The following is a 25,726-nucleotide window of genomic DNA, read 5'->3' on the forward strand; positions in this document are numbered from 1 at the left end:
GTTCAGGCGCCCCTTATCTATTTATTAGGAGGAGAGCAAGTTTATGAGCAAGCCAGCAAACCAAACAACCAGACTTCCCATTCATAATAAGCTACTGGCCTTTATTATTCTTATTGGCCTTGGCATAGCTGCCTTTCTTCTGTTTTTTTATTACTCATTTTCAACAAGTCTTGAGGAAGAGAAAAAAGAGCAGTCTAAGCATCTTACAGAGATTGGCCTGGGGGTTGTTCAACACTTTTACCAAATGAGTTCAGAGGGCAAGATGACATCTGCCGAGGCTAAAGACCTTGCAATGAATGCCTTGGAAAATGCTACATATGGGAAAAATGGTTACCTCTGGATAAACAGTGGTGAGGGAAAACTTTTGATGCAGCCGTATACTCCCGAGCGAGTTGGTCTTAACCAAATTGACTGGACCGACTTGAAAGGGAAATATTTTTTTAAAGAATTTATTAACACGGCAAAAAATGGTGGTGGCTGGGTATCGTATTATTGGCCTAAGCCCAAGGTCCCTGAGGAGAGTCCTAAAATTTCTTATGTTACCTACTTCGCTCCATGGAACTGGGTTCTGGGTACAGGGCTTTACCTCGACGATATGCAAAAAAATGTTTTTTGGACTGTTTTTAAGGCTTCGGGAATATTCATCACCTGTTTTATCCTGTTTATTGCCGCTACAACCTTTATGGTGAACTACTTCCTGCGTCAACTTGGAGAACTTGCTATAAAAGACACGCTTACCAATCTTTATACCAAGAGATTTCTAGAAGAGATATTGCCAAACGTTCTAAAAAAGCTACACCGGGACAACCAACATCTTCTGGTGGTGATATTTATAGATATTGATCATTTTAAAAAGGTCAATGATAGCTATGGTCATAGCTGTGGCGACCTGGTTTTAAAGAGGTTGGCCAATATCCTCATGGACAATACCCGACCCGATGATTTTAGCATTCGTTTTGGTGGCGAAGAATTTCTTCTTATTGGCTTTTTTCGTAATGAACAAGAGGCTATAGCTGTTACTGAAAGAATAAGGAAAGAGACGGCCTGTTTGGTTTTTGAGGACAATAACAGTAAGTTCCAGATTACCCTCAGTGCCGGCATAGCCATTTACCAGCCGGACACCGAGTCCTTCGAGGGAACACTGAAGCGGGCCGATAAAAAGCTCTATGAGGCCAAGGATTCGGGACGAAATCGTATTTGTATATAGTTTTAAGGAGACCTCTCCTTTCGGTAGAGAGCGATCCAGTTAGTAGCATCTCTAAAGCCCGGGCCTGTTGCGGAATAAGATAATGTATAAAAGAAAAATCACAGAATAATAGGTAGATATCTTCTCTCCACAGAGACAAAAAAATTGACGCAAGCCACTCTGTCGTATATTATGAATAAGTTATTCATCAATAGGTAAAGAGCCTTAGTAACAGACCGTTGATACCTGAAGGGACAGACCCCACTATTACAAGGAGCGTTTTCATGAAACACTATATCCTCGCCGCATTTCTTGTTTTTACCATTTGTGCAGGTTCTGCATCTGCTGCAAAACTTGTTGTAGCAACCGATACTACTTCCCACCATTTGAATTCAAAGATCCTGCAAGTGGTAAGCATGTGGGCTTTGACGTGGAACTCTGGGCCGCCATTGCTAGAGAGGCAGGTCTTGACTACGAACTACAGCCCATGGCTTTTAAGGGCATTGTTCCCGGGCTTCAGTCTGCACAGATCGACGCTGGTATTGCAGGTATGTCCATTACTGATAAACGTAAGAAGGTTATTGACTTTTCTGATGGGTATTATGACTCTGGCCTTCTCCTTCTGGTACCTAAGGGCAGCTCTATTAAAGGCCTGGCTGATCTGGTCGACAAAAAGGTTGCCACCAAGACTGGTACAACCAGTGTTGACTTCTTGAAAAAGCACTCTGCCAAGACCAAACTTGTCCTTTTCCCCAACGATAATGCGATGTTTATGGAACTTATGACCGGTGGAGTGGATGCCGTTATGTTTGATAGACCTGTTATTGAATCTTTTGCCAGTAAGCGTGGTCAGGGTCAGGTTACTATTGTAGATACCCTCTATGCCGGTCAGCCCTATGGCATTGGCTTTCCCAAAGGATCTCAATTGGTAGAGAAGGTAAATATAGCTCTCAGAACCCTCAAAGATAGTGGTGAGTATACCAAGATCTATCAGAAGTGGTTTGGTGTAGCTCCCCGCTAAACATTTTTTAAACCGACAAGACAAGGGACAGGGTGTGAAAAGCATTATGCCCCTTTTTTTTATCTTTTTACAAATGGTTAATTATGGCCTTTAATTTTGAACCAGCAGTAATTGTCGAATCGATCCCGCTACTACTAGGGGGTGCCAAGCTTACCGTTTATCTCACGGTAGGTGGACTTGTTTTTGGTTTTGTCCTGGGTGTTGTTTTTGGCCTTATGAAGCTCTCCACCTTATGGCCTGTGCGTAAGATTGCAGGTTTTTATATTGAGACAATACGGGGCACGCCCATGTTGGTGCAGGCCATGTTTTTATACTTTGGTCTGCCCATGGCCTTTGGCTTCCGCCTACCGGCTTTGGCGGCAGGAGTTATTGTTATTGCTATTAATTCCGGCGCCTATATTGCCGAAATAGTCCGCGGAGCAGTACAATCCATAGATTCAGGACAGATGGAGGCGGGACGCTCTATTGGCCTGACCTCCTTGCAGGCCATGCGCTATGTTATTTGGCCGCAGGCCTTTAGAAGGATGATTCCGCCTCTGGGAAATCAGTTTATAATCAGTCTTAAAGATACCTCTCTATTGATGATTATCGGAGTCGGAGAGCTCTTGCGCACGGCAGATGAAATTGTGGCGGTAAATTTCAGAGCCTTTGAGGTCTATCTCGCCTGCGGACTCATCTACCTGGCCATGACCATGAGCATTGCCAGGGTATTAAAAATTGTTGAAAAACGTCTACAGATACAGGGAAGATAAGATATGATTAGTATTCGTAATCTCCATAAATCCTTTGGTGATACAGAGGTCCTAAAAGGTGTTAACATTGAGGTCGCGAAGGGGGAGGTAGTTGTTATCATTGGTCCATCCGGCTCCGGGAAATCGACCGTTCTACGCTGTATAAATAAACTTGAAGAGCCCACTAGCGGCACCATTATCGTTGATAACTACGATATCATGGATAAATCCACCGATATCAACATGGTTCGCACCGAAGCCACCATGGTATTTCAGCACTTTAATCTCTTCCCCCATATGACGGTATTGGACAATATCACCCTTGGTCCCATAAAGGTGCGCGGCACCAGCAAAAAGGAGGCCAATGATCTTGGCCGTAATCTTCTGAAAAAGGTGAACCTTGCCGAGAAGGATAGTGATTTTCCCAATCAGCTTTCTGGTGGACAAAAACAGCGGGTTGCCATTGCTAGAGCCCTGGCCCTGCAGCCCAAGGCCATTCTCTTTGACGAGCCCACCTCGGCTCTTGATCCGGAACTTGTTGGTGAGGTACTTGAGGTAATGAAGACGCTTGCCGCCGAGGGAATGACCATGGTTGTGGTTACCCACGAGATGGGTTTTGCCCAGGAGGTTGCCGATCGAGTACTCTTTATTGATGAGGGTGTGGTTCAGGTGGATAAACCACCCAAGGAATTTTTTTCTAATCCAGAGCATCCACGTCTTAAAGATTTTTTGGGCAAAGTTATTACCCACGGCTAGACAGCTGTTGAGCAAGAAGAGGTGTATCTCCTCTTCTTGTCTGCCTCTCCTCCCCGCCTCGTTAAGATTCATCCGGCAATGAGCAAGCCTATAAAAGATCAAAAACACTGGTAATGATGAGCACCAGTAGGCTGAGGCCAATAAAAACAAAAGAGAGGCCCATGATGCGAAGGAGAACCACCTGCCAGTGGGCGAGTGGTTCTGCCCGTAGAAGGTCAAGTTGACCCGATTGTAACAGACGTTCATATTCAAGCGGTCTCTCTTCCTGCAACTGTTCAACTGTTATGCGGCCCGTGAAAATAGCATCGTCGATAGGAAAGGTTCCTGGTCGCAGATGAGTATTAAAAAAGTGGACAATAAAAATAAAAGCCGTGGCCAGCAGAGCCTCTTCTGAATGAAAGATATGGGCAAAATTAATCACCCAGCCAGGAAAGAAGACCGTCACCTGCATGGGAAGAAGCAGGACAAGGCCTGATATACCAATGACAAACATACCCCAAAAGACGGCAAAATAATCAAACCTTTCCCAGTATGTCCAACGGTCAAATTTGGGAGGTTCTGATCTTAGAAAAAGAAAATATGCAATATGGCGGAAGAAATCTGCCACATCCTTTGGTTGGAGCATTAAACTGTCTACCCCCCACAGCATCCCCCGCTCACCTCGAATAATTAGTCGGTAAATAAGCAGATATAGGACATAAAAGATAAAGAGTACCAGCAAGACGACTCCCGCAATACGGTGTATCTGGGCCGCGACATCAAATCCTATGAGATTCTTATAAATCCACTCTGAAAATGGCGAATTACTAAATTTAAGTGGTAAGCCCGTGGCAGCAAGTGTCAGAAAAGAGAGCACCATAATTAGATGCATCATCCTCTCTTGGAGGCGAAAACGTATGATAACATTTTCACTTTGGTAGGCGGCTGACGTTGCCTTACACCCCGTTGTTACCATGGTACGCATAAACCACAAGAGGGTATGCAGACCAAAGACAATCATTGTGCCCCGGAAAAGCAGTTCCATAAAATGAGTCAGCTTATCGAGAACAGCAGATTCGTTATTATCCAGAGAGTAATGATTGAGATAACCGGAAAAGTTTGTGTTTACGTCTGTATGACACTGGGAGCAGGTTTCAACAAGATTGTTTTGGTAAATGGTTGCATCGGGATTATCACGGCCAAGGATCGCATGACTTCCATGACAGGATATACAGGTCGCAAACTCTTCACCATCGTGGCCAAGATTATACATCTGTCCATGATAGGAGTGTTCAAAACCTTTCACTAGGGCTGGTTTTAATCCTGCCCGGATATTTTTATCTGGATCATTATGACATTGCCGACAGGCTTTTATGCCATTTTGACCGTGAAAGGCCTCCTGTGGATCGAGTACCTGATGCTGACTATGGCAGCTGGTACAATCTGGAGCTTCCACATTTCCCGCTCGAAGGGCAAGGTAATGACTCGAATTTTGATACTGCGCTAACGCTTCTTTGTGACACTCTCCACAGGATATGCGGCTATCAAATTTTTGATGGGGATAATCTTCATGCCCCTTATAGTGGCAATCAACGCAAGCAAATTTTGCATGCACACTCTCCATCAGGGTTGTGGGCGATACAGCAATATTCCGACAGCGATGCACAAAAGCACTCTCCTGATGACAGGTCAAACAGGTCTCATCTGCCATTGTGGGCAAAACGGTCACAAAAAAAACAAATAGTATCAGCAAGACACGTTTCATGGTAATCCCCCTATCGCTCTGTGATATCTTCACTATAACGTGTAACACCAGTCTTTACAGGATCGCCAGGATAGCCAAGTTTTTGCCAATCAAGCAGGGGCTTTTGCTCTGGATCTTTTGTGTGACATTCTATACAGCCTACAGCCTGACTTGCCGGAGAAACCATATGATCAATGGGCCAAAACATCCTGGTCTCAATGACGCCTGCCTCACCTGAAAAGGAGAGACCGGCGGCCTCCATACCCAGAGAGAAGCTCTTTTGCCAATTGAGGCTTTTCCAATAACCGTTCTTGCCAAACAGTTTGGGCACCAGGACAATGTTCTGCTTTTTGTCATAAAACTGTTTGCCTCGCATCACTTTAAATGGTGAAATCAGGGCTGTCTTATCTGCAAAACTTCCCTCAAGGGGGTTGAAGACCAAAATCTTGGTGGTATCTATTTTTTCACCGAGTAAAACATAGTCAGTCTTGCCATTATACCAATAATATTCAGGACGTAATGCCTTGTCCCAACGAAAGTCACCCTTTTTCCAGCTATAATCTGGATTCTCGTAAGCATCTTTTTTAACTGTTCGTTTTTTGTCTCCTGCCGTTGACCAATCCCACCAAATTTTGGTGGGGTATTTTTTAGCGTAATAGGGGATATGGCAGGTCTGGCAGGCGACTGTGCTGGTATGCCTATTCAGGGTAGACTTCATACGTTTACTGTGTGCAGCTCTGCCGTGACAGTCTCGACAGGAGAAATGATTACTGCCTGTTGCCATAGATGCCTGAAGAGCCCCACGAATATCATGCTTATTGGGATCTGCGTGACAATCAACACAGACGAGGCGTTTTTCCAGGTCAGGATTATTCATATGAATGTCAATAGCAGGATCGCCCTCAAGGACACTCCTGTCAAGGTCACCAGGTTTTACAGCATGGCCGCCACCGCCATAAAAATGACAGGCTCCACAGTTTTGTGAAAGAGGTTTTGTGGCGCTCCGGGCTGATTTAAGTAGGACAACCTTCTTAAAAACTACCTTGCCAGCAAAAACTTTCTGCTCTTTCTGGTAAACAGGGTAGCCCGCAGCTGTAGGGAATTTTTTATAGTTCCCCGTGCTGTCATGGCAGGCCAGGCAATCCATGTCCTCTTCTTTAAAGGCAAAGGAACCATCACTCCAACCATAACCTACGTGGCAACTTGTACAGCGAGGCTCATTAGAGATAATGTTGATACAAAAATTATTAAGTAGATTTTTCTTACCTAGTCTCTGTTTTTTCCCATGGAATTCTACCTCTTCGCCCTGCCACCTATAATGGCGAGAATGCCAGAGATCTGTTGCCTGTGTTTGATGACAGCCTATGCATACGCGGGTAACATCCTGAGGAGAGGCAAATGGGTCCATAATAGACTGATGTTCAGGGATTGCAGCCCAGCTTGGACAGGCAAGAAAGAGGAGAGAAAAACAAAATATAAATTTCTTCATGTGATAGTTCTCAACGGCGAAATTTAATGAGAGTGGAAGAGGCAATAAGGAGAACGAATCTCATCTGCCATGATTTTAACGTCATAAAACACCTGAGATAAGCCTAGCATATCAAAAAGAGTTCTGTCTACTTTCTGTCAATATTATCCTCTGCTTAGGCTTCTGATACCCCCTTAAATGTGAATCTCTCCTAAGCACCGGCCCCAATGCCTCCTGCTCATCCAGAGGTGGCCGGAGAGAGGACAAAGACCTTGCTCTTGTTGTCAATTCGGATAAAATTTTCGAGAAGTTGCCTGAGCAATATGGTATTGACACTTTAAGGTCTCATTTTAAAGAAGAGGCCAGCCTTTTCCCATAAAGAGATTGATTTTTAAAACGGAGCACCGCCCTGCATGAGCAAGAAAAACCCCCAACTAGAACTTGCCAATGAGTTTGTTGAATATACAGATTGTACCATCTTCCTTACTGGTCGAGCAGGCACTGGAAAGACTACCTTCTTAAAAAATTTGGCAAAAACATCCGCAAAACGGCTCATTATTGTCGCTCCCACCGGGGTTGCGGCAATCAACGCCGGCGGGGTAACCATGCACTCCTTCTTCCAACTCTCCTTTGCCCCCTTTGTTCCGGGCGGCTCTGCTCAGAGTCAGAATATGAAATATCGTTTCAGTAAAGAAAAGATCAATATTATCAAAAGCCTTGACCTACTTATCATCGATGAGATCAGTATGGTTCGGGCCGACGTGCTCGACGCCATTGACGCGGTTCTGAGAAGATACAGGCAAAGCGAGGCCCCCTTTGGTGGTGTCCAACTGCTTATGATAGGTGATCTGCAACAGCTCTCCCCTGTTATCACCAAGAATGATCAGAGCATCTTGGGAGAGCATTATAAAACGCCCTATTTCTTTGGCAGCTACGCCCTGCAGAAAACCAAACTTGCCTACATAGAGTTGCAACAGATCTATCGTCAGTCAGATATCTCCTTTATCAATCTGCTTAATAAGATACGTGAAAACTCAATTACAGAGGCCGAGCTGGCCGAACTCAATAAACGCTATAATCCTGAAATACTGGAAGAAGGCCATGAGGACTATATCACCCTCTGTACCCATAATTATCGAGCCGATGCAATAAACAGTAATAAACTTGTGGGACTCTCGGCTAAGACATACTCATTTGCAGCAGAGATAAAAGATGATTTCCCGGAACAGGCCTACCCTGCCTCTCTCTCTCTGGAGCTTAAACCCGGTGCTCAGGTAATGTTTCTTCGTAATGACATCTCTGTTGACAGGCTCTTCTTTAACGGGAAGATAGGTAGGGTTATCGATATTGATGAGGACGGTATTAATGTCCTCTGCCCGGGAGAGAGGACACCCGTCACCGTTAAACCTGTCGTTTGGGAACATATGGAGTATAAATTGGATGCTGAAAGTGGGGAGATCGAGGAAAAAAAACTCGGTACCTTCTCTCAATATCCACTCAAACTTGCCTGGGCAATTACCATCCATAAGAGTCAAGGACTCTCCTTTGATCGAGTCATCGTTGATGGAGAGGCTGCCTTTGCCCCCGGACAGATCTATGTGGCCCTTAGTCGATGTCGTAGCCTGGAGGGACTTGTCCTCTGCTCTACCCTGCGCAGATCAGCCATGCAAACCGATAGAACCGTGTTACAATTTATTGAGCAGAGCGAAAAATCATTTGACCCTCTTATAAGGCTCAAACAGGAAAAAATCCTCTATCAACAAAAATTGATCCTCGTCTGCTATCACTTTGAACAGCTGGCCGGAAAATTAAGAAGAGTTACCTTTCTTCTCACCAGTAATCGCTATATCGTCCAGATTTCAGGAATGAAAGATGTGGAAGCCTTTGAGACAGGGGTGACGGATGAAATATGCGCTGTTGGTGGCAACTTTCAACGGCAGTTAATAGATATATTTAAAGAGGATATCCTGCCCACAGACAATGATCATATCATGGAGAGATGCTGTAAGGCTGCAGGCTATTTTTGTAAGAAAATAGATGAGCTGTTGATCAAGCCGCTTGAACTACTACGGATAGAAAGCGATAACAGTGAGATAAACAAAAAAATTGCAATTGCGCAGACAGCTCTGCTCACCGAGGCCCTGGTTAAAAAAGCGGGTATTGCCTCAGGGAAAACAGGCTTTTCTCCTCGAGCATACCTTCGCGCCATCTCCCAAGTAGAAATTGAACAGAAGGGAAGAGGTAAAAAAAGAGAGGCGAAGATACCGGCATACTCCGAGGAGGATATTGCCCATCCAAAACTCTTTGCCAGCCTACGAAAATGGCGGACAGTCAAGGCCAAAGAGGAAAAAATACCGGCATTCCAGGTGCTGCATCAGAGTGCAATGGTACAGATAACGGTGTCACTGCCAAAGAGTGATAAGGAGCTTCTCAAACTCAAGGGCGTCGGTCCTCGCACGGTAGAAAAGTATGGTGAAGAACTTTTAAGCCTTGTCCGGGAATACTGCGGCATAAATGATATACAGCAGATGTCATTGCCTGAGCCCAAACGGGAGGTTGCGAGTAAGGTAAAGGCCAGTCGGGGCAATACCAAGGAGATAAGCCTTAACCTCTTCAACGAGGGGAAAGCTATTGTGGAAATTGCCCAACTCAGGGATCTCTCAGCGGCCACCATCGAGACCCATCTTGCCTTTTGGGTTAAAGAGGGAAAGATGAGTATCGCCAGACTTGTCAGTAAAGAGAGGCAGCAAGAGATAGAGGTTGTCCTTCTTAAATCGGCCGATTTGCAACTGGGAGAGATTAAGGAGCAGCTTGGTAAGGCCTGTAGTTATGGAGACATAAAATTCACCCAGGCCCATTTGCAAAGAGAGAAATAAAAGAAGGTGTCCCCAGTCCCCTTCCCTTTTGCTGAGTTTTCCTTGAAAAAAACGTAAAAAAAAGATGTTAGCAGAGTTAAATTCTAATTGTGTCAATGATATTTAAAAGTGTTATGCTTTTAAACTAATAATAAGTCAGGATTTACCCCTTCGGTATGCTTATTTCTTTCAGAGATTTTTTATCTGAAGAAGAGAAGGCTTCATAGACCTGGCATCAGCGTTTGAGTTATTTATCGACAGGTGAGCAAACAATGTATGAAAAAGAACTTTTTAAAAAAGAGATCTTAAATTTTCTCAAAGAAAACAGTACAGCCTATCTAAAAAATCAACTTCAACTGAAAGAGCGGGTTTTTTTAACCTCCACGATCGGGGTAACAGAGGGTGGATCTTCTGAACCAGATGGGTATGCGGTGAATGAAGATATTTTTCAGAAAAAAACAGCTATCCTTGCCGACAAGATATTCTTCTATGAAGATTTATTTAAGGATTTTATTACGGCATATCGGTTATTTCAAGATCTTCCCCAAGAGGTACGCATATCTCTCCAGCCTCTTTTGAACGATAGCTCCCTCAACACATTTATTATGAGCAGTGCCCAGATGCCGACCATCGAAAACATCTGGAATTATATTAAGTATGAGATAATTGAAGAACAGCATAGAGAGGAGAAAAATTTGCATCTTGAACAGATAAAAAATATTTTTGATCTGTTATTTTCTCAATATGTTTGTTATGACTCAAATTATTCTCGCCTTACCACTAAAAAGGGTGAAGTGTTTGACCCGGATATTCATATACGAGTCTTATCTGGGCGGGTGAGTGGCAGGGTTGACCGGGTTTTGTTTCAAGGTTATGAAAACAAAAAAACCGGTCTTATCATAAAAAAAAGCATTGTTGAGAATATTTAATATTTTTGCCTTGGAACTCCGGACAAGAAAACACCTACGAATAAATTGATTGTAGAGAGACCTATTTTGAGTACAGAGAGCATAAAAAGATTAGCACTTCGTTTTGGTATGCGTGCCCGATTATCGGATAATTTTTCTAAGGTCATAGCAGAAGTTAGGCAAATGTTGGAAAAGAGTCCCTGGCTTATAATTAAAAATCAAAAAATTTACTATGATTCCCGAATAAATGGTCTCCTTCCTCTTTTTCATCTGCATAAAAATTTTGTTTGTAGCGCAGATGATAAGGCACAGGCCATCAGGGAAAAGCTTAAGAAAAACTATGGGCAACAGCTTGACTGGCAGCTTATTAACAGGGATGAAATTCAACAGGCCATTATAACCAGTAGCACAGTCCCCTATAAGAGGGGGAAAAATTACTCTATTTTCATGGGAAATAAGGAGGTGGTCTTTGTTCTCTGTGAAAACAAGGGACAGGTTGTCTGTCTTGGACTTAACCATATTCTCAAGGAGAAGATGGTTAATATCATAGAGATTAGAGAGATACTGAGCCTTGAGGAATTTGCATCCTTTGCTGCTCTTATCCCCATTGTTCGCTTTAGTCGTCTTTCAAGGGAGGGCGTTCAGCCCGAAGAGGTTCTTCTTCACTTTTTAAAGCTTGGCCTTGTACCTGAAAATTTGAAATTAGAAAAAGAGTATTTTTTTCTGATGGAGTATGTTCTTAAGGGTCTGAAAGAAATAGGCCCAACAAATAGGCATGTGACTCTGCAAGAGGCCATTAAGGCAGGAGAGAGACTTGTTCTTTCAACAACTCTGGTTGATTCTCTACTCAGAGACGATACTCGCCGGGCAGACATAAAACAGTACCCTAGAAAAATAATTGAAGATGTTAATGAGGGGCACTGGGAGCTTTGGCCCAGCAAAGGTGCTGAGCTGACTGATATTGAACTAAAGATCCCCCTTATTGCCAGAGACCCTGCCAGTAGTATTATAGACGGGGTGGTGGGAATCGATTTTGGCACTAAGAGCACCGTTGTCGTCGCTCAAAAAGAGTCTCTGCACTCCCTGCCTCTGCGAATTGGTACCGGTGATCTTGCAAAAAAAATCAGTAAAACGCACTACGAAAACCCTACTATTATTGAGTTTAACGATCTACAGTCTTTTTATAGGGACTATTGTCTGGAAGAGGGGCGCCCTTTCACCTCTTGGCAGGATGTCACCGTCTCTCATACTGCCCTTAACTCCCTGCAGGAATCTTCCAGTAGCTGTGACTACTACTCTTATCTGCGTGACCTGAAGCAGTGGGCAGGACAGAAACAGCAAAAAATAAATATTATTGATAAGAAAAATTATCTTGAAGCCCTGCCCCCATATTTTGAGATAGAACCAGGGACACTTGATCCTCTGGAAATTTATGCCTACTATCTGGGGCTTTATATCAACAATCAGCATGATGGTATCTATCTTAACTACTATCTCTCCTTTCCCATAACCTACGAACTGGCCATACGAAAAAAAATTACCGCAAGTTTTAGGGCGGGTATCCGTAAATCTCTTCCTCCTGCCCTGCTTGAAAATGAGGAAGAGATGACAAAGTTTCGGGTAAGAATGGGGGCAAGTGAACCGGCTGCCTATGCCATCACGGCCCTGCACAGTTATAAATTTGAGCCAGAAGGTGAGCAACGGATACTCTACGGCATCTTTGATTTTGGTGGGGGGACCACCGATTTTGACTTTGGTATGTGGCGGGAGGCAAAGGGCATAAAGGAGAAACGATATGACTACGCAATTGAGCATTTTGGCGCAGGTGGAGATCGTTTCTTAGGAGGCGAGCATCTCCTGGAATTGTTGGCCTTTGATATATTTAAGAACAACTACGAACAACTGCAAAAGGATAGTATATCTTTCCCTCGTCCACCCGAATGTTTTGAGTTTGCCGGTTCAGAGCTACTTCTGGCTAACTCCCGGGAGGCTCAGATGAATATGACCCATCTTGCCGAAAAGCTCCGCCCCTTTTGGGAACAGCATGAGGGAAATGAGCAACTCTTTCAGGAGTGCATTCATCTCAACCTATGGGACAACCAGGGTAAACAGAAGGTTAACTATCAGCTCTTCTGTAACAGAGAGAAGATGGCAGAGATCATAAGAGCCAGAATTGCCCGAGGAGTTGAGAGTTTTTTAGAGGCCATTTATCGCGTTTTTTCTCAAAAGACAGAGCAACTACAACTCCGGGAGAAGATTCATATCTTCCTGGCAGGAAATTCCAGTCAATCTCATTGGGTTGAGGAGATATTTAAGGCCTATATTGCAGAAAAAAGTCCGGAGATATTTCCTCAGGATGGAGGAGGCGAGGCAGGTTTTGAGCTCTTTCCACCCTTGGGTACAGAGAGGAGCTATGCCATCATGGATCTACGGGGTAGTTCCTACGATAAATATTCCATGGAGGCGCCTACAGGTAAGACGGGTGTAGCTTTTGGTCTGGTCCGTAGCAGAAAGGGATCACGCATCAAGGTTATTGATCATAATTTATCTGATCGGGAGATTAGCTGTCCCTATTATATAGGTAGCGAGAAGAAGGGACGTTTTATTGTTGATATTGATAGAGAGGATCCCTACGGTAAGTGGTATTGCTTTATTGATGCCAGTGAGGAGGAGTTCGAGTTTTACTATACCGATCAGCTTATGGCCCTGGCCAGCAGCATCGACATTGCCGATCAGACTATTCGGGTAAAACGATTGATAATAGATAGGGTTGATGAGGATGCATGGGTTTACCTACGCAAAAAAACACCGACAACCCTTGAGTATGTGGTGGCTTACGAAGGTGGTATCGAAGAGGAAAAATATCTCGGTGATATTCAATCCGTTGAGCTTACCGTCTAAGAGAGAGGGCGCCTCGCTGGGTGACAACCGCTGCATCGGGGTAGCCTGCGGCAAGAAGCGCCTTTTTAAAGCCCTTGGCCTTTACCCGAGAGTAACCGGCAAAAATTTGTACCAGATAAAGGGTCTTGCCGTCCCTTCTGGCTTTTTGAATTTTTGTCCTATGCCCTCCCCTGCTAAAACGTTTTTCCAGGGCTAAGGCCTTCTCTTTGTTGGCCAAGGCCGCTATCTGCACAGAAAAATTCTCCCTCTCTATCCCAGGGCGGGGATAGTTGCCATGGTTGTCCGGCTGGGCAGCTTGGATGAGGACATTGGCTATTCCGTCTTCAGACATCCCCAGACGTCTGGATGCCTCGTAACTGAGGTCAATGATCCTTCCCCTGATGAAGGGCCCCCGGTCATTAACCCTTACCAATACCCGCCTGCTATTCTTTAAATTGGTCACCACCAGAACAGTTTGCATGGGCAGGGTCTTATGGGCAGCTGTCATGGAAAACATGTCATATCTCTCTCCGTTTGAGGTTAGCCGTCCCTGAAACTTGCCGCCATACCAAGAGGCCACTCCCCATTGGGAGAAACCCGCACTGGTGGGCAGAGGATAGTATTTGACATGCTTAACGATATAGGGCCGCTGAGTTGCCTTAACCTTGGCAAAAACAGGGCTGGGCAGAAGAGAGGCGAGAATGGTGGCTAAAAAAAAGATAATTGCTTTTTTCATATTGAGTTGTTTTTACGACATAGTCTGGTTTTGACTCAGGTATTTTTAAATTTACATTTCATATCTATTGAACTTTAAAGAATTACCTGCTATAAAGTTGAAAGCTGTGAGCCAACATAGCTCAGTTGGTAGAGCGACGCTCTCGTAAAGCGTAGGCCAGCGGTTCGATCCCGCTTGTTGGCTCCAAGAAATTCAAGGGTTTAGAGGATAATTTCTCTAAACCCTTTTTTGTTTTAAAAACGGTGGGACGGTGATGGGACGGTAAATAAGATGACTTTTTGTTCTTTGCCGTGAAATTATGTGAAGAGAATTTTTTCATTTTATTTTTCCCTTTATCGTTTTTGAAGTGCCCTACTTCTTTTTCACCTGTCAAATTTACCGCACGATCATCTACTCATTAGACCGAGACCGTTCAAGCTTGGTTGCCCTCTGGGCTCTTTTCAAAACTAATCTAATCTGACGACCAGGATTTATCGGTCGAATGTCAACCCGACCAATACCGTGGGCAAGTTCGTTGTATCGACTTATCTCTTTAAAAAGTTCTGCAGGAGTACCCTTTTGGTACAGGTAGATCTTTTTGATAAGGCTGTTTATCTCAGTTCGTCGCTCTTGCATTCGTTTTGCTACTTTCTTTTCGTGCCACTGCTTTTCTCGGATTCCAGAAATGCGGGCAGGGTTAAAAGAAAAAAAGCGAACCGTCGCATCAAATCCATCGGCTTTTAAAGGTTCTGTACCATAGTAGACGGGACTGTAGGAGCCGGTTGTCACCCCTTCAGCCGCTTCACGAACAGCTTTTGACATAGAGCCAAAGGCAGTGGGCAACATAGCCTCTGCACCCTTTGAGAGTTCCCCTCTGCCAAGGTGTTTGATGCCTCGGGCTGTATCTGTAAAAATAGCCCCGGGAGCGCCGAAGACTTCGGCAAGAGTTCTCGGCATAGGATTGTTTAACTGCAAAGAACCCTTAAGATTCACACCAGCAAGGCCTGCAAGTCCATGGCGTAAGAATCTTTCACCACCAAAGGTTCTTTCGGCCCAGGTGTAGAACCTTTCTTCGGGATCATCTCCATCGGCAAACCCAAGGGCCCCGGCAAAGGCTGCAAGTACGGGAGTTGCAAGTGAAGCACCAGCTCCGGCAAGTACTGCAGGAGATAAAAGCATATACGCGGACTCTTTTATATTCCCTTTAAGACCTAAGTCTATCATATTAAGTGCATAATTATGAGAGAATTTCTGAAAAGTGTATAAAAGCTTTGCAGGATTGTAGGATCCTCTCGTCCAGGCAGGCATGGTTGCTTTACCGTAAATCCCATGAGCGCTATCACTTATACTCTTTGCCTTATGCATTGCCTCTTCTCGGGAGAGACTTGTCTGCTCTAATAATTTTTTGTAGGCAGCATAGATACTTACCGCCCGATTGGTTTTTTCCACAGCGCCAAAAAGTTTCATGGCATACTCGTTAAAAATTTGCCATCGTCGCCCTACTTTGGATTGCAATACCGAGGCGTTTTCTTGATTAAACTGGGCTTCATCCCAGCCTCTTGCAGAGATATCTAAAAAGATTTGCCTCTCTTTATCGCTTAATAATCTCTTTTCCCCGGGCGCTTTTCTGCTATCTCGCAAATATTTACCATAGTCCACGGGCGCTCGGCGGATAACCGACAATGCTTTTGATAACCCGCAACCCGTTTCAGCAGAGATAATTGCAGGCACAGCCTGAACCATGTTTGTGGCGTTAACGGCGGCTGAACTCACCCTAAAGCCAAGAAACTTAATAACGGCAAGTCCCTTCAAGGTTCCCATGACTCGATCTACTTGCTCTTCGTTTCGCAGAACTTCCCTCATCCAGGAGATGGCCTCCCCATAAAGATTTTTCTGCCTGGTAGGATTCAAACGCCTTTTCTCCACAAATTTGCTATAGGCCTCCCAACTTTTATCAGCACTTCTTCCATTCTTGAATTCAGTAAAAGAGATATCGCGACCAGCGAGGGCCTCTATCATTTTTCTGGCGGCATTTTTCTTGGCAAATCCTGCTGACAAGCCTCGAGCATATTGGGTACCAGCCAAAAGCATATCCTCTTCAAAACCTTTTACATATTTTGTTGAACGAGCGATACGGCTGGACAAATAACCTCGACCCTTGAAAATTTCTGCAAGATTCATACTGAGAAGTTTATTTATCTCTTGGGAGATTGCGGGAGTATCGTTGATACCGCCTTTGGTAACCGCCTCTTGAAGTAGAGCGTCAAGGGAAGAGACAAGTTGCATGGCATCAAAAACAGATTCTGGGGTGGATTGATCTTTTTTTGCCTCAACGTGGTACCCGCGCTTTTTCAAATTCCGTCCATCTTTCTCCAACGTTTCGACGAAGGGAAGAAATCCTGTTGCAGTATTAAAAAGTTTTTTGATAAACCAGGAGGCGGATCGCCCCTGCTTAATTTCACCCGTTTCATTGTTGAGGGCATAGGAGTCCACTGCATAAAAATCATACTTCTTCATAATTGAGGGCTGTCCCTCTTTGGTTGCCCAAAGAATTACGCCACCAGACTGTCTCTGTCTTGGGAAATATGCTCCACGCAGATCACCCATTTCAGCAATCAGCTCGGCTAGCGACATCTCTTTACGAATTTCATTATCCCTTTGTCTCTTGAGTTGGTGATGTCGAGTGCCGGCAGCTTGAGCTACCACTTTGTCGCCGAATTCGGCAACTCTCTTACCATTCTTATAGAGGGCCCAGCGACGTGACTCATCCACCAACGCTACCGTTGGTTCATCAAGGCCAGCCTCATTGGCTCGGGAAAGTATTTTTCTTAGATCTGCAACCATCCAATCAAAGGCGCGGTTGGTCATCTTGCGAAAGGAACTAATCAGTAATCGAGAATTTTCTGATAATTTCTGCACTCTTGGTGATTTCTGTTCAAATTCTATTATTGCGGCATTGGCACTTGCCTCCTCTGTAAAAACTTCCAAGAGAACGCCTTTAGGATCCATAACATGAAATCGTTCGGATTTTTCCGTGTTATAATTAGGACGAACCTTGTCCTTATATTTACCACGAGCCTGCTGCTCTTTTAGATGTTTTGCGGAGAGTTCATACGCCTGCAGCTGGGTATCAGTATACCCTAAAACCGTATCATCGGGAGTCTTCACTAGCCAGGCCATCTGTCTCTTCACCTTGAAAGAGTTACCACTTTGATCAACATCGAGCAGATAGTTATTTGCCTGTTCATAGGTAGCGTTATCTTCTTTTTTCGCTTTTTGAAAGGTGGTGACAAAATCCTGTAGAATATCCTCTTCCATGGAAAATTTTTCATCCCGGCGTTCCAACTGAGCCATAAACATTCGGCTCGTCGCCCCTGACTTTTTAAAAAACTTCTCAGGAGCCGAAAGTATCTTTTCCATGAAGTTCATATCAGCAGGAGATGGCTTGTTCTTTATCTGATCAATCTTCTCGAGATAACCTTTGCCGGTCTCAGTCACGCTGTCATGGAAGTATTTTTCACCAGGTTCCTGCTCTTTATCTATTTTGGCATGGGAATATCTGATGGCGTCATTATTGTTTTTCTTCTGATTAGTTCGCAATGCGGCCCCGGCCATGGCTTTGAGGTCGGCAGCGGTTAATGAATTAACAAATTCAGCACCTAAAAATCTTATGAGAAGTGCTTTTACCCTGGCCAGGAAACGACGTACTAGGCCAATTTGCGCTGTATCTTCAACAAGATAGGCAATGACTTCCTCGGCATAATGTTCAAGCGGAGTATCCTTAGGTACCCTGTTTATCGCCTTGCGAATAGCTGCACCCGTTGGGGTGTTGCTGTTTTTACGTCGTAATACGGATCTCTTGAGGGTTTGAAACTCTTTGTCCGCAAGAAGGAGATGGTTAAGGTGCACCCCCACCTCATGGTGCAGCACATCCTGTCCTTTACCTTGAGCAATGCTGTCAGCTACCAAGTATGTTTTGTTGGCAACGGTAAAGCCCTGGATAAAGCCATTTTGGGAATAGAAGATATCAATCTTTGTCTTTAGGGGGGTGGGATTCGTTCGAACAGAATAATACGGTTCACCTTGCAGACCGGCGATAATTTCTTGAGCTTCTTTTTGAGTGCTAAGAATAGAAAGGGTGCCGGTACGGATCATCCGGGAAATGGTGCTCCGGCCAACGGCTTTGTTGAGTTCTGCTTGAAGGGTAGCGGGGGTTAACCCACTATTTTGATATTCGGATTCCGCTCTTGTAGACGTTTTTTGGCGTAAATCGCTTTCTCCTTTAATAAGCGCATTTCTGAGGGATTCAACAGAACCGTATTTGAGGACATAGTTGCCTTCTGAGTTGGTGAGGGCTTCGATGGTTCCTGAGATATCGAATTGTTGGAGGACGGTTTCGAGTTTTTCACGACCGAATTTCCTTATAAGTTGGTTAATGGTAGTTTCTTTTATCCCTACTATAGTGCCTCCTTGCACCGAAGCAAGGGAAGAGATGGCCACAACCTCACCACCGTTGTTCGCTATATAGTGCCGCAGTTCATGAATTGTACCTCCTTGGGTAAGCATATCATCCAGGATAATATATTTGCCACCCTTAACCACTGGCCCCTTAAATAGCTTCCTGGCGAGGATACGGCTAGAACCTTTTAACCGCCTCCTTTTGGTCTTGCTTATCTGGTGAATAGAAAGTTGCGCTGAAAGCCCTGCCTTACCAAACTGATCCGCCATTGCGACGGGAATAAAGTTAACCCCCTCTTCCTCTAGTTCATGCACCGGCACCACTATGGCATCGGGATATTTTGCCGCCAACTCCTTAATTTTAGCCGGTTTCATTAGGCTCTCTACCAATCGAACCGCCGCGTCAAAATCACCAGCCTTGGCCGCCTTAAAATCGGGGTGACTTCGCAGGGTGCTCGGATTGGTATGAACCGTGGCTTTTTCAAGGGTTTGTGGCCACGGGGTAACACTTGACCTGGAATAGAGAAGGGTGCCCTTCTCAGTCTCTTTGCTCTTGAGAGTCTTAAAGAGATCGGTGAAGGCAGGGCCGACCGTCTTCAACTCATCTTCCTTCAGGTAGGGATAGGAATCAGGCTCCTTGCTGTCCCCCTCCCTGATTGAGTTGGCCAGCTTTGCCAACAGATTTTCCATATAAACATCGGAGGTTACAATATTGGCCAGATAGTCATTGAGATAGCCCTTGGCTCTGTTCTGTTCGATGATATAGCTCTCAAAACTCCGGGCACTCATCTCTATCTCAGTACCCCAATATTTTTTCGTCCTCTTCTTATCCAGTTCAGCGGATCTTTCATAAAGCTTTGTCCCATTAATCTTTGCCATTAGATTATTGAAGGCGGCAACAACCTCCGTCCTGACCTTCTCGCCTCCATTGTTCTTCCCGGCAAAGACTTCGGCTGTCATATAGTACCCCCCCCTCTCAGCACCGGCATCCCTGGCCCCAAAATGGTTATCCAGGGCGTGCCACCACTCATGGGCCAAACTCCCGGCCCCGCTTTTTCGGGTCAGGTTAATAACAACCTTGCCGGGCTCATAGTGGGCCATAGCAGCATTTTTGCCGCCAGATCCCCGGGCACCAAAGGCCAGACTAAGTTCACCATTAAGAGAGATCGCCCTGGGCGGGATACCAAGCAGGTTGGCCAAATCGTATAAACCATCAAAGGCATTGTTCAGGGCCATCTGTCTTTCACCGCTGGCCTTAACCCAATTGCCAAACTCCACTCCCTTGAAATTAAAGGCCTCCTGAAACATCTCTGGGCTAACATCCTTACCCTGCCGGTGATTCTCCCCTATCCGTTCCTCATTTGATTTACGGCGATGGTCAGGGGTATATTTACGAAGCTCCAACTCTTTAACCAACTCGTCGTAGTGTTCCTTTAAATATGTCCGGGCCTCGGCAGCATTGGGAAAACTCTTGAGGTCGAGATGTGACCCACCAACCTTCTTTCCAATCCAGATATTTTTCGGATCGGTTCGATAGTTATAGACGGTGAACTTAACCTTTTTATCCACTGCCTTTTTCTCTCCCAAGGCTTTATAAACCGGCACAAAGTTGGCCAGTGCTTTTTCTTTTGTCTCACCGTCAGCAAGAGTCTTGAAATTGGAATATACGTTGGCAGGGGCTTTTTGCTGAATCATCCACATATCAACGTTTTCCCGGCCCTTATAGAGACTCCAATGGATTTTGCTGAAGGTGATACCCTTAAGAGATCTTTCATGGCCGTGAATCTCATAAAGCTCTGCCCGGCCAGCTATCTCCTGTGGCATGGCATCCCAAAAATCTTCTGTTATAAGCCCCTGGCCTGCCTCTGTTCTGAGAAGTTCAATCGCCAACTGGCGCAAAGACTCAACAGCCTTAACATACTCCTCCATCTTGTATTTCGAGCGACCGCCAGGTTTAGCAGGCACTTCATCACGGATAGACCGTACCGTGGCCACAATTTTAGGGCTGAACCCATCGGCCAGAAGCTTTTTATAATTGGGTGCGGGGAAGGCTTTGGAAAGAGGGACGGTGGCAGTATCAAGATGTTCTGCATCGGTCAGACTTCTTGTATAGAGATCTTTCTTGGCCCCGCCGATCTTCTCCCCAAAATCCTCTATCTTCTCCTCTTTACCCTTCGGTGTGGATTTTGCAGCAGGCTTTGCAGACTCTTTTTTCTTGGCTTTTGCCTTTGCAGGGGATGTATCTTTACCTCCTTCAAGGGGAATAGGGTGCAAGCTGCCATCTCTGGCAGAAAGTTCCAGGCCTGATACCATAGAGGTTTTTCCCGAAAGAGAGATATCCCCCACATATTTTTCCCCTTCACCTTTTTGTAGATAGGCGATGGTTGCATGGGGCTGATAATCAGGAAAAGTTTCTCCTGGGAAAGAGGCCAGTTTACCCGCCTTCTCATTTGCACCCACAAGACCGGCACTCTTTATCTCCACCTTCAATACATCGTATTTATCCGTTTCAAAAATAGAGACACGGCCAAGCTCAACGGAGAATGGCCCCAGGGTAGATAGCTCTTGCAACTCTTTTGTATCGTCGGCTTTAAGCCCATATCTTACCGTGATATGTGGGGCTGTCTCCCGCCCATAGCTAGGGTCTTTGGGATCTGTATAAAGCTCCTCCTCCGGGATTTTTTCACCGAAGGCAATAATATCCTTTGCTATAGGGCCGGGTAGAGAGGTCTGGATACTGGCGTAGCTGCTTTTATGGGTCGGATCCTCCTTCTGTGGTTCCACCTGTGGAACCATTTCTGGGGTAGTAACCCGACCGGGAAACTCCTCTCGTTCATGTTTGGCCGGGTCGATGGTCGCCATTTCAGGCTTCTCTATAACTTGCTGGAATCCTTGTCGATCATACTTAATTGGATCAACCCTTGCCTGTTCAGGTTTCTCTACAGCCTGGGGAAACTCTTTTCGCTCATGTGGGGCAGGTTTGACGTTTACCTTACCATTGGTCTTTACGGCCACTGCCGGGACGGTATCAAATTCATCAACTTCCAGAACCGAACCCATGGCATTTCTGCCCTCGATAAGAAGTCTGTTTGTCTCGGGATCTCGGCCCCGGTGGACAAAAACTTCAGGGACACCATTTTGCATAGAGACAAATTGGTCGCCCTCCTTCAAATCACCGACAACAAGATCCCTTTCATCGGTAAGCTGAAACCCCTCCTGTTCTAACCTGTCAAACTGCACCGATTGAGCGACCATAGGATTTTTTGCATTGTATTCCTCGGCCACCGTCTTCAGGTATTCCCACCGTTCAAGCTGGGCATGGGTAAGGGGCTTGCCGCTACGAATCTTGCTCAAAACCCTGTTAAATGTTTCCTGGCCCAATCTTACTTTTGTGCCATTTTTCTTATTGTACTCACCAACAATCTGCTGCTTAAACCATGGTGGGTAGGAAGATCCTGCTTCAACATCAGTACCGTCCTGAAGGCTCTTGTTTCTGCTAACATGCCCCCCTTTAACCTCCTGTTCCATCTCGTCAAGGGCGCGAAGATACTGTTGGTTTTCTATTTCTACCAGGGGATAATCGTTCCCCTCCCTCGTCGCTGAAATCATTTGAGGATTAGAAGCTCTCCCAGGAAAATCTTTCCGCTCCCATCCCTTCTCTCCACTAAAGGCCACCGCCATATCTACGGCCCTACGCGCATGCTGTTCGGGAGGGTTACGGGCCACACTCTTCTCAGGAGAAAGATGATTCTCTAACTCAGCGGAGAAGGCAGCAATTGAATCCTGGCGAGGATGGGACGCAACACCCTCTGTCTGATAACGGGTATCCAGCCCAACGGCTCCCCGGTCAGAAAGAGAGGTGACATATTCCAATGCCCTCTGCTGTCTCCGGGTAAGACTCTGCCCATTTTTTACCTTACTGATAACAATATCCAGAAGAGGGCCGTTACCGGCAAGAGTACCGAGCTTTTTGCCGGTTTCCTGCTCATATTTTTTGATATTGTTTTTATCAAGGGCAGCAGAGCGCAGAGATTCAAGCTCCACACTGAATGGTTCGTTTGGCATCGGGAAGGCTACCTGCTCCCCGGGGGCCACCGGCTCTTTTTCCTCACCGGCAGCCAGGGTCTTACCAATCATGCCACTTGCCCCAATTTTTTCGGTTACCTCACCGGCGTAGCCGATTCCGGCAAACTTGGCATCAATATCAATGGGTAAACCCTGTGTTACCATCTCCTGGGCATGGTCAAGCCATGCAGCCGCCGCCGCCCGATCCTTCTCTTCCAGGGCGTTATAAATGGCATTAGCAGCCCCGGCCCTCTCAGCGGGGTCGGTCCCCGGATCTGCCAGGGCATCTTTTATCTTCTTATTTTGTCTGTCAGAATATTTTTCCGGGAGAACAGCATTAACCGAGCCAAACAGCCCACCACCTACCGCCCCTGCCGCCGCGCTGTTGATATACTCCTTGATTGCCTCCTTATCAGTAAGCGAGACAGAGGGGTCATTATATTTTTCATTGAGTTTAGAGAGAAACGCCTGCAAAGTCTCCTGCACAGCTTCACCGGCCATCGACGCGGGGGTATGAGTAAGCAACCTGCCCTTAACCGTTTTCTGCAAACCGCCAAGAAAATTATCAGCAACTTCCCGGATCGCCTTACTACCAGCACCCGTGGCCCCGGTAAGTCGTTTTAACAGAAATGCGCCGGGAGAAAGTAGTTCAGAGGCACCGGAGAGAAGACCGAAACCACCGGCTGAGAAGGGATTGGCCTTATCAATACCGTGTTTATTGGCCTCCTGGCCATACATTCCACCGCCCTCTAAAGCACCCATACCCATGGTCGTACCAAGGTTAAAACCAATCTTCTTACCACGGGCGATAATGGCCTTTTCCGCCGCCTCCTCTGCAACCTCCCTAACCACCCCATTTTTTACCTGGGCCTCAATCGCCTCACGGATAATTTTTTTACCAAGGGCAGGGGCAATTGCAGCACCGGCACCAACACCAGTGAGAGTACCGGCGATTGCCGTGGCCATGGTAGGAAAAAGTCTGCCCAATTGACCTGTCACATAATCAAAGGTATCTTCTGCCACCCCGTGATTCTTGCCGATATCAAGAAAATTCTCGGTATCAAGAGGGTTTTCCGCAGCCTCTTCTTCATTACGCTGAAACCCTTCATAGCCCCAATTACGAACATCTTTTAAAAATCCATCATTCCCGCCATTAAAAGTTTTGTTGATCGCGTCGGCAGCTAAAGCCGTGGCACCATAAATAGACCCCTGGGTTTGATCTACCCCCGACAGAAGACCACGCTCGAGGTTTGACCCTTCGGGAGCCTGTTGCTCAAGGGGAAGTTGTTCAACAAGTTCAGGTTCCGGGGGAGCTTCCCAATCAGGATCATTAAACGAAAATTTCTCTGCTCTTTCCGGAGAGAGAAGGGTATTAACCTGCTCTTTTTTCCGGGCTTGCAACTCTTCTGCGCTAGGAACATTAAAATCAAGCTCTGCTTCAAGTAAATCTTCTGGGAATCCGATATTATTATCTGCCATTATTTTTTCCTTAAAAAAAATAAAAGTTTGCCGGTCTGGACAATGCTTCTGCCCAAGTCAGGCCGCAGATAGTCTCTGAAAGAGGTTCTTTGGAGCCAACCTAAGAGATAGGAAGGGAGTATACAACAATTTATATAATACTAAGAATACACTATATCTAAGCACTCTTGCAAATCGGCTATTTCTGTGGTCGCTTCAACCCTGCTATCGGAATTTCTTCTGCCATACCGTTTTTTACTCCGATAAGACGCTCTCCCGGCTGTCCATTTGCATCTGTATACTCCTGCATCGTAATTTTTTCATAATTTGCAGAGTTATCAGTACCTAAAAGAAAACTGAGCTTTTTCTGAATTGCTTTCTTTTTGCCCGCATTTTTCTCTTCAAGAAATTGTTTTTGCAGAAGCATCGCAGTAGATAACTGCTCATTTGATAAACCTCTTGAAGTAGCTAAAGCATCGTTGGCAGCAAAAGAACCCTGTGCGGTAAGGGCCCTTGTTCTGTTCAGGCCAACCCCATTTTGCCGATTGACTAGATTTGTTCGCATATTGTTCTCAGATAAAGTTTGATTTGTTCTCATATTATTCTTGCCAGTAACCCCGGTAGTCCTCACGTTATTACGCTCTGCACTAGCCAAGCTTTCCCGATTGGCCTTGTTCTGGTACAAAAGACCGTTGAGCATTTGTCGCTCTTTCCATGGCATATTAGGATGAGTTTTACGGGTAAAAAGTTTTTCCTTCTCTTTTTGGTTCCTCTTCAACCATGAATAATTGGGAGTAATAATTTTTCCGGGGGATTGTGCTCTCTGTCTCTGCGCGGGAGCATAACCCGTTGGTCGCATAAACCTTGCCACGGTAGGGCTCATCTCGCTCCTGTTGTGCATGGTAGCTTGTCCATAGCCACCATCTTGCTGGTTAATAGTAAAAGTACGCTCTCCCTGCGCATTAACTCCACGTTGGATACTTGGCTGTCCCTCTCCTCTGCCCACTACCCCGGCAGGATTGGAGGGATTGGCGAGGTTAGCGTTCGCGGCAAGGGTCGCCTCTTGGTTCGCAGTAGTCGATGGGCCTAACTCAGCTGGTCGCTGGTTCACTACCCCGGCCACGCCTTGAGGCAATTGACCAAAATTCCGTAACCGTTGCTGCGGAGCCACCGTTGCCATGCTTGAAGGGAGAGGTGTTTGTACCCCCATCTCGTTAGCAATGCCCCTGCCCTTACTATTTATCCGGTTGAGGTTAATGTCATAGCTTTCCGCACCACGGCTATAGGCTTTGCTTATCCCGTCAACCCCCGACTGTAACGCAGTACCCCCGGTAGACATTACCGCTGGATCTATAATATCTTTCTTGATAGCACCACCCATTCGACGCGCCCCGTTGACAATACGGGCCTCGGCCCCTGTCTGCATAGCGTTTAAAGGCCGTTTTTTTCGAACATCTTCAATCGTTGCTAGAGCCATTGTGCCCCTCCTTATTGTTTCATAA

12 protein-coding genes and 1 tRNA gene are annotated in these 25,726 nt (G+C 45.7%); 8 read left to right on the forward strand and 5 right to left on the reverse strand.

Annotated features, from left to right (window positions below; translation table 11 throughout):
* Positions 1-43 precede the first annotated feature (43 nt).
* The 4 genes from DP_RS10140 (at position 44) to DP_RS10155 (ending at position 3,694) form a co-directional block, all read left to right on the forward strand.
* A complete protein-coding gene (locus DP_RS10140; protein ID WP_011189222.1) occupies positions 44-1,207 on the forward strand; it encodes a cache domain-containing protein in 1,164 nt (387 codons plus the stop codon).
* Positions 1,208-1,604: 397 nt separating this feature from the next.
* A complete protein-coding gene (locus DP_RS10145) occupies positions 1,605-2,207 on the forward strand; it encodes a transporter substrate-binding domain-containing protein (RefSeq protein ID WP_265588547.1) in 603 nt (200 codons plus the stop codon).
* Positions 2,208-2,290: 83 nt separating this feature from the next.
* A complete protein-coding gene (locus tag DP_RS10150; protein ID WP_011189224.1) occupies positions 2,291-2,959 on the forward strand; it encodes an amino acid ABC transporter permease in 669 nt (222 codons plus the stop codon).
* A gap of 3 nt (positions 2,960-2,962) precedes the next feature.
* Positions 2,963-3,694: an amino acid ABC transporter ATP-binding protein gene (locus tag DP_RS10155; protein WP_011189225.1), complete on the forward strand. Its 732-nt coding sequence runs from the start codon at positions 2,963-2,965 to the stop codon at positions 3,692-3,694.
* An 88-nt stretch (positions 3,695-3,782) separates the two neighbouring features.
* Here the strand turns inward: DP_RS10155 and DP_RS10160 are convergent, their stop codons facing one another.
* Both DP_RS10160 and DP_RS10165 read right to left on the reverse strand, forming a co-directional pair.
* On the reverse strand, positions 3,783-5,438 hold the full coding sequence (locus DP_RS10160; protein WP_049785072.1) for a cytochrome b/b6 domain-containing protein: 1,656 nt from the start codon (positions 5,436-5,438) through the stop codon (positions 3,783-3,785).
* A gap of 10 nt (positions 5,439-5,448) precedes the next feature.
* On the reverse strand, positions 5,449-6,906 hold the full coding sequence (locus DP_RS10165; RefSeq protein WP_041277879.1) for a tetrathionate reductase family octaheme c-type cytochrome: 1,458 nt from the start codon (positions 6,904-6,906) through the stop codon (positions 5,449-5,451).
* 392 nt (positions 6,907-7,298) lie between these two features.
* Between DP_RS10165 and DP_RS10170 the strand changes: the two genes are divergently transcribed.
* From DP_RS10170 to DP_RS10180, 3 genes are all read left to right on the forward strand, one after another.
* The gene (locus DP_RS10170) at positions 7,299-9,761 is read left to right on the forward strand and encodes a helix-turn-helix domain-containing protein (RefSeq protein WP_011189228.1); all 2,463 of its coding nucleotides are present in this window, start codon (positions 7,299-7,301) and stop codon (positions 9,759-9,761) included.
* Between the two features lie 251 nt (positions 9,762-10,012).
* Positions 10,013-10,669: a hypothetical protein gene (locus DP_RS10175; RefSeq protein WP_011189229.1), complete on the forward strand. Its 657-nt coding sequence runs from the start codon at positions 10,013-10,015 to the stop codon at positions 10,667-10,669.
* Between the two features lie 66 nt (positions 10,670-10,735).
* Positions 10,736-13,549, forward strand: a complete 2,814-nt coding sequence (locus tag DP_RS10180) for an acetate and sugar kinases/Hsc70/actin family protein (RefSeq protein ID WP_156792262.1) — start codon at positions 10,736-10,738, stop codon at positions 13,547-13,549.
* On the opposite strand, the gene DP_RS10185 is transcribed toward DP_RS10180, so the two are convergent.
* Complete coding sequence (locus DP_RS10185) at positions 13,539-14,264, reverse strand: septal ring lytic transglycosylase RlpA family protein (protein ID WP_011189231.1); 726 nt, start codon at positions 14,262-14,264, stop codon at positions 13,539-13,541. The two genes, DP_RS10180 and DP_RS10185, sit on opposite strands and share 11 nt — an antisense overlap.
* Before the next feature lie 110 nt (positions 14,265-14,374).
* Between DP_RS10185 and DP_RS10190 the strand changes: the two genes are divergently transcribed.
* Positions 14,375-14,450, forward strand: a tRNA-Thr gene (locus tag DP_RS10190).
* 204 nt (positions 14,451-14,654) lie between these two features.
* On the opposite strand, the gene DP_RS16925 is transcribed toward DP_RS10190, so the two are convergent.
* Positions 14,655-24,245, reverse strand: coding sequence for an LPD5 domain-containing protein (locus DP_RS16925; protein ID WP_011189232.1), 9,591 nt, complete (start codon positions 24,243-24,245; stop codon positions 14,655-14,657).
* 178 nt (positions 24,246-24,423) lie between these two features.
* On the reverse strand, positions 24,424-25,701 hold the full coding sequence (locus tag DP_RS10200) for a hypothetical protein (protein ID WP_041277880.1): 1,278 nt from the start codon (positions 25,699-25,701) through the stop codon (positions 24,424-24,426).
* Between the last annotated feature and the right edge of the window lie 25 nt (positions 25,702-25,726).

This window comes from Desulfotalea psychrophila LSv54 (assembly GCF_000025945.1).
GTDB classification, from domain to species: Bacteria; Desulfobacterota; Desulfobulbia; order Desulfobulbales; family Desulfocapsaceae; genus Desulfotalea; species Desulfotalea psychrophila.

Coding starts and splice junctions, on each gene's coding strand:
- DP_RS10140 (WP_011189222.1), top strand. CDS start 44: ATGAGCAAGCCAGCAAACCAAACAACCAGACTTCCCATTCATAATAAG.
- DP_RS10150 (WP_011189224.1), top strand. CDS start 2,291: ATGGCCTTTAATTTTGAACCAGCAGTAATTGTCGAATCGATCCCGCTA.
- DP_RS10155 (WP_011189225.1), top strand. CDS start 2,963: ATGATTAGTATTCGTAATCTCCATAAATCCTTTGGTGATACAGAGGTC.
- DP_RS10160 (WP_049785072.1), bottom strand. CDS start 5,438: ATGAAACGTGTCTTGCTGATACTATTTGTTTTTTTTGTGACCGTTTTG.
- DP_RS10165 (WP_041277879.1), bottom strand. CDS start 6,906: ATGAAGAAATTTATATTTTGTTTTTCTCTCCTCTTTCTTGCCTGTCCA.
- DP_RS10170 (WP_011189228.1), top strand. CDS start 7,299: ATGAGCAAGAAAAACCCCCAACTAGAACTTGCCAATGAGTTTGTTGAA.
- DP_RS10175 (WP_011189229.1), top strand. CDS start 10,013: ATGTATGAAAAAGAACTTTTTAAAAAAGAGATCTTAAATTTTCTCAAA.
- DP_RS10185 (WP_011189231.1), bottom strand. CDS start 14,264: ATGAAAAAAGCAATTATCTTTTTTTTAGCCACCATTCTCGCCTCTCTT.
- DP_RS16925 (WP_011189232.1), bottom strand. CDS start 24,245: ATGGCAGATAATAATATCGGATTCCCAGAAGATTTACTTGAAGCAGAG.
- DP_RS10200 (WP_041277880.1), bottom strand. CDS start 25,701: ATGGCTCTAGCAACGATTGAAGATGTTCGAAAAAAACGGCCTTTAAAC.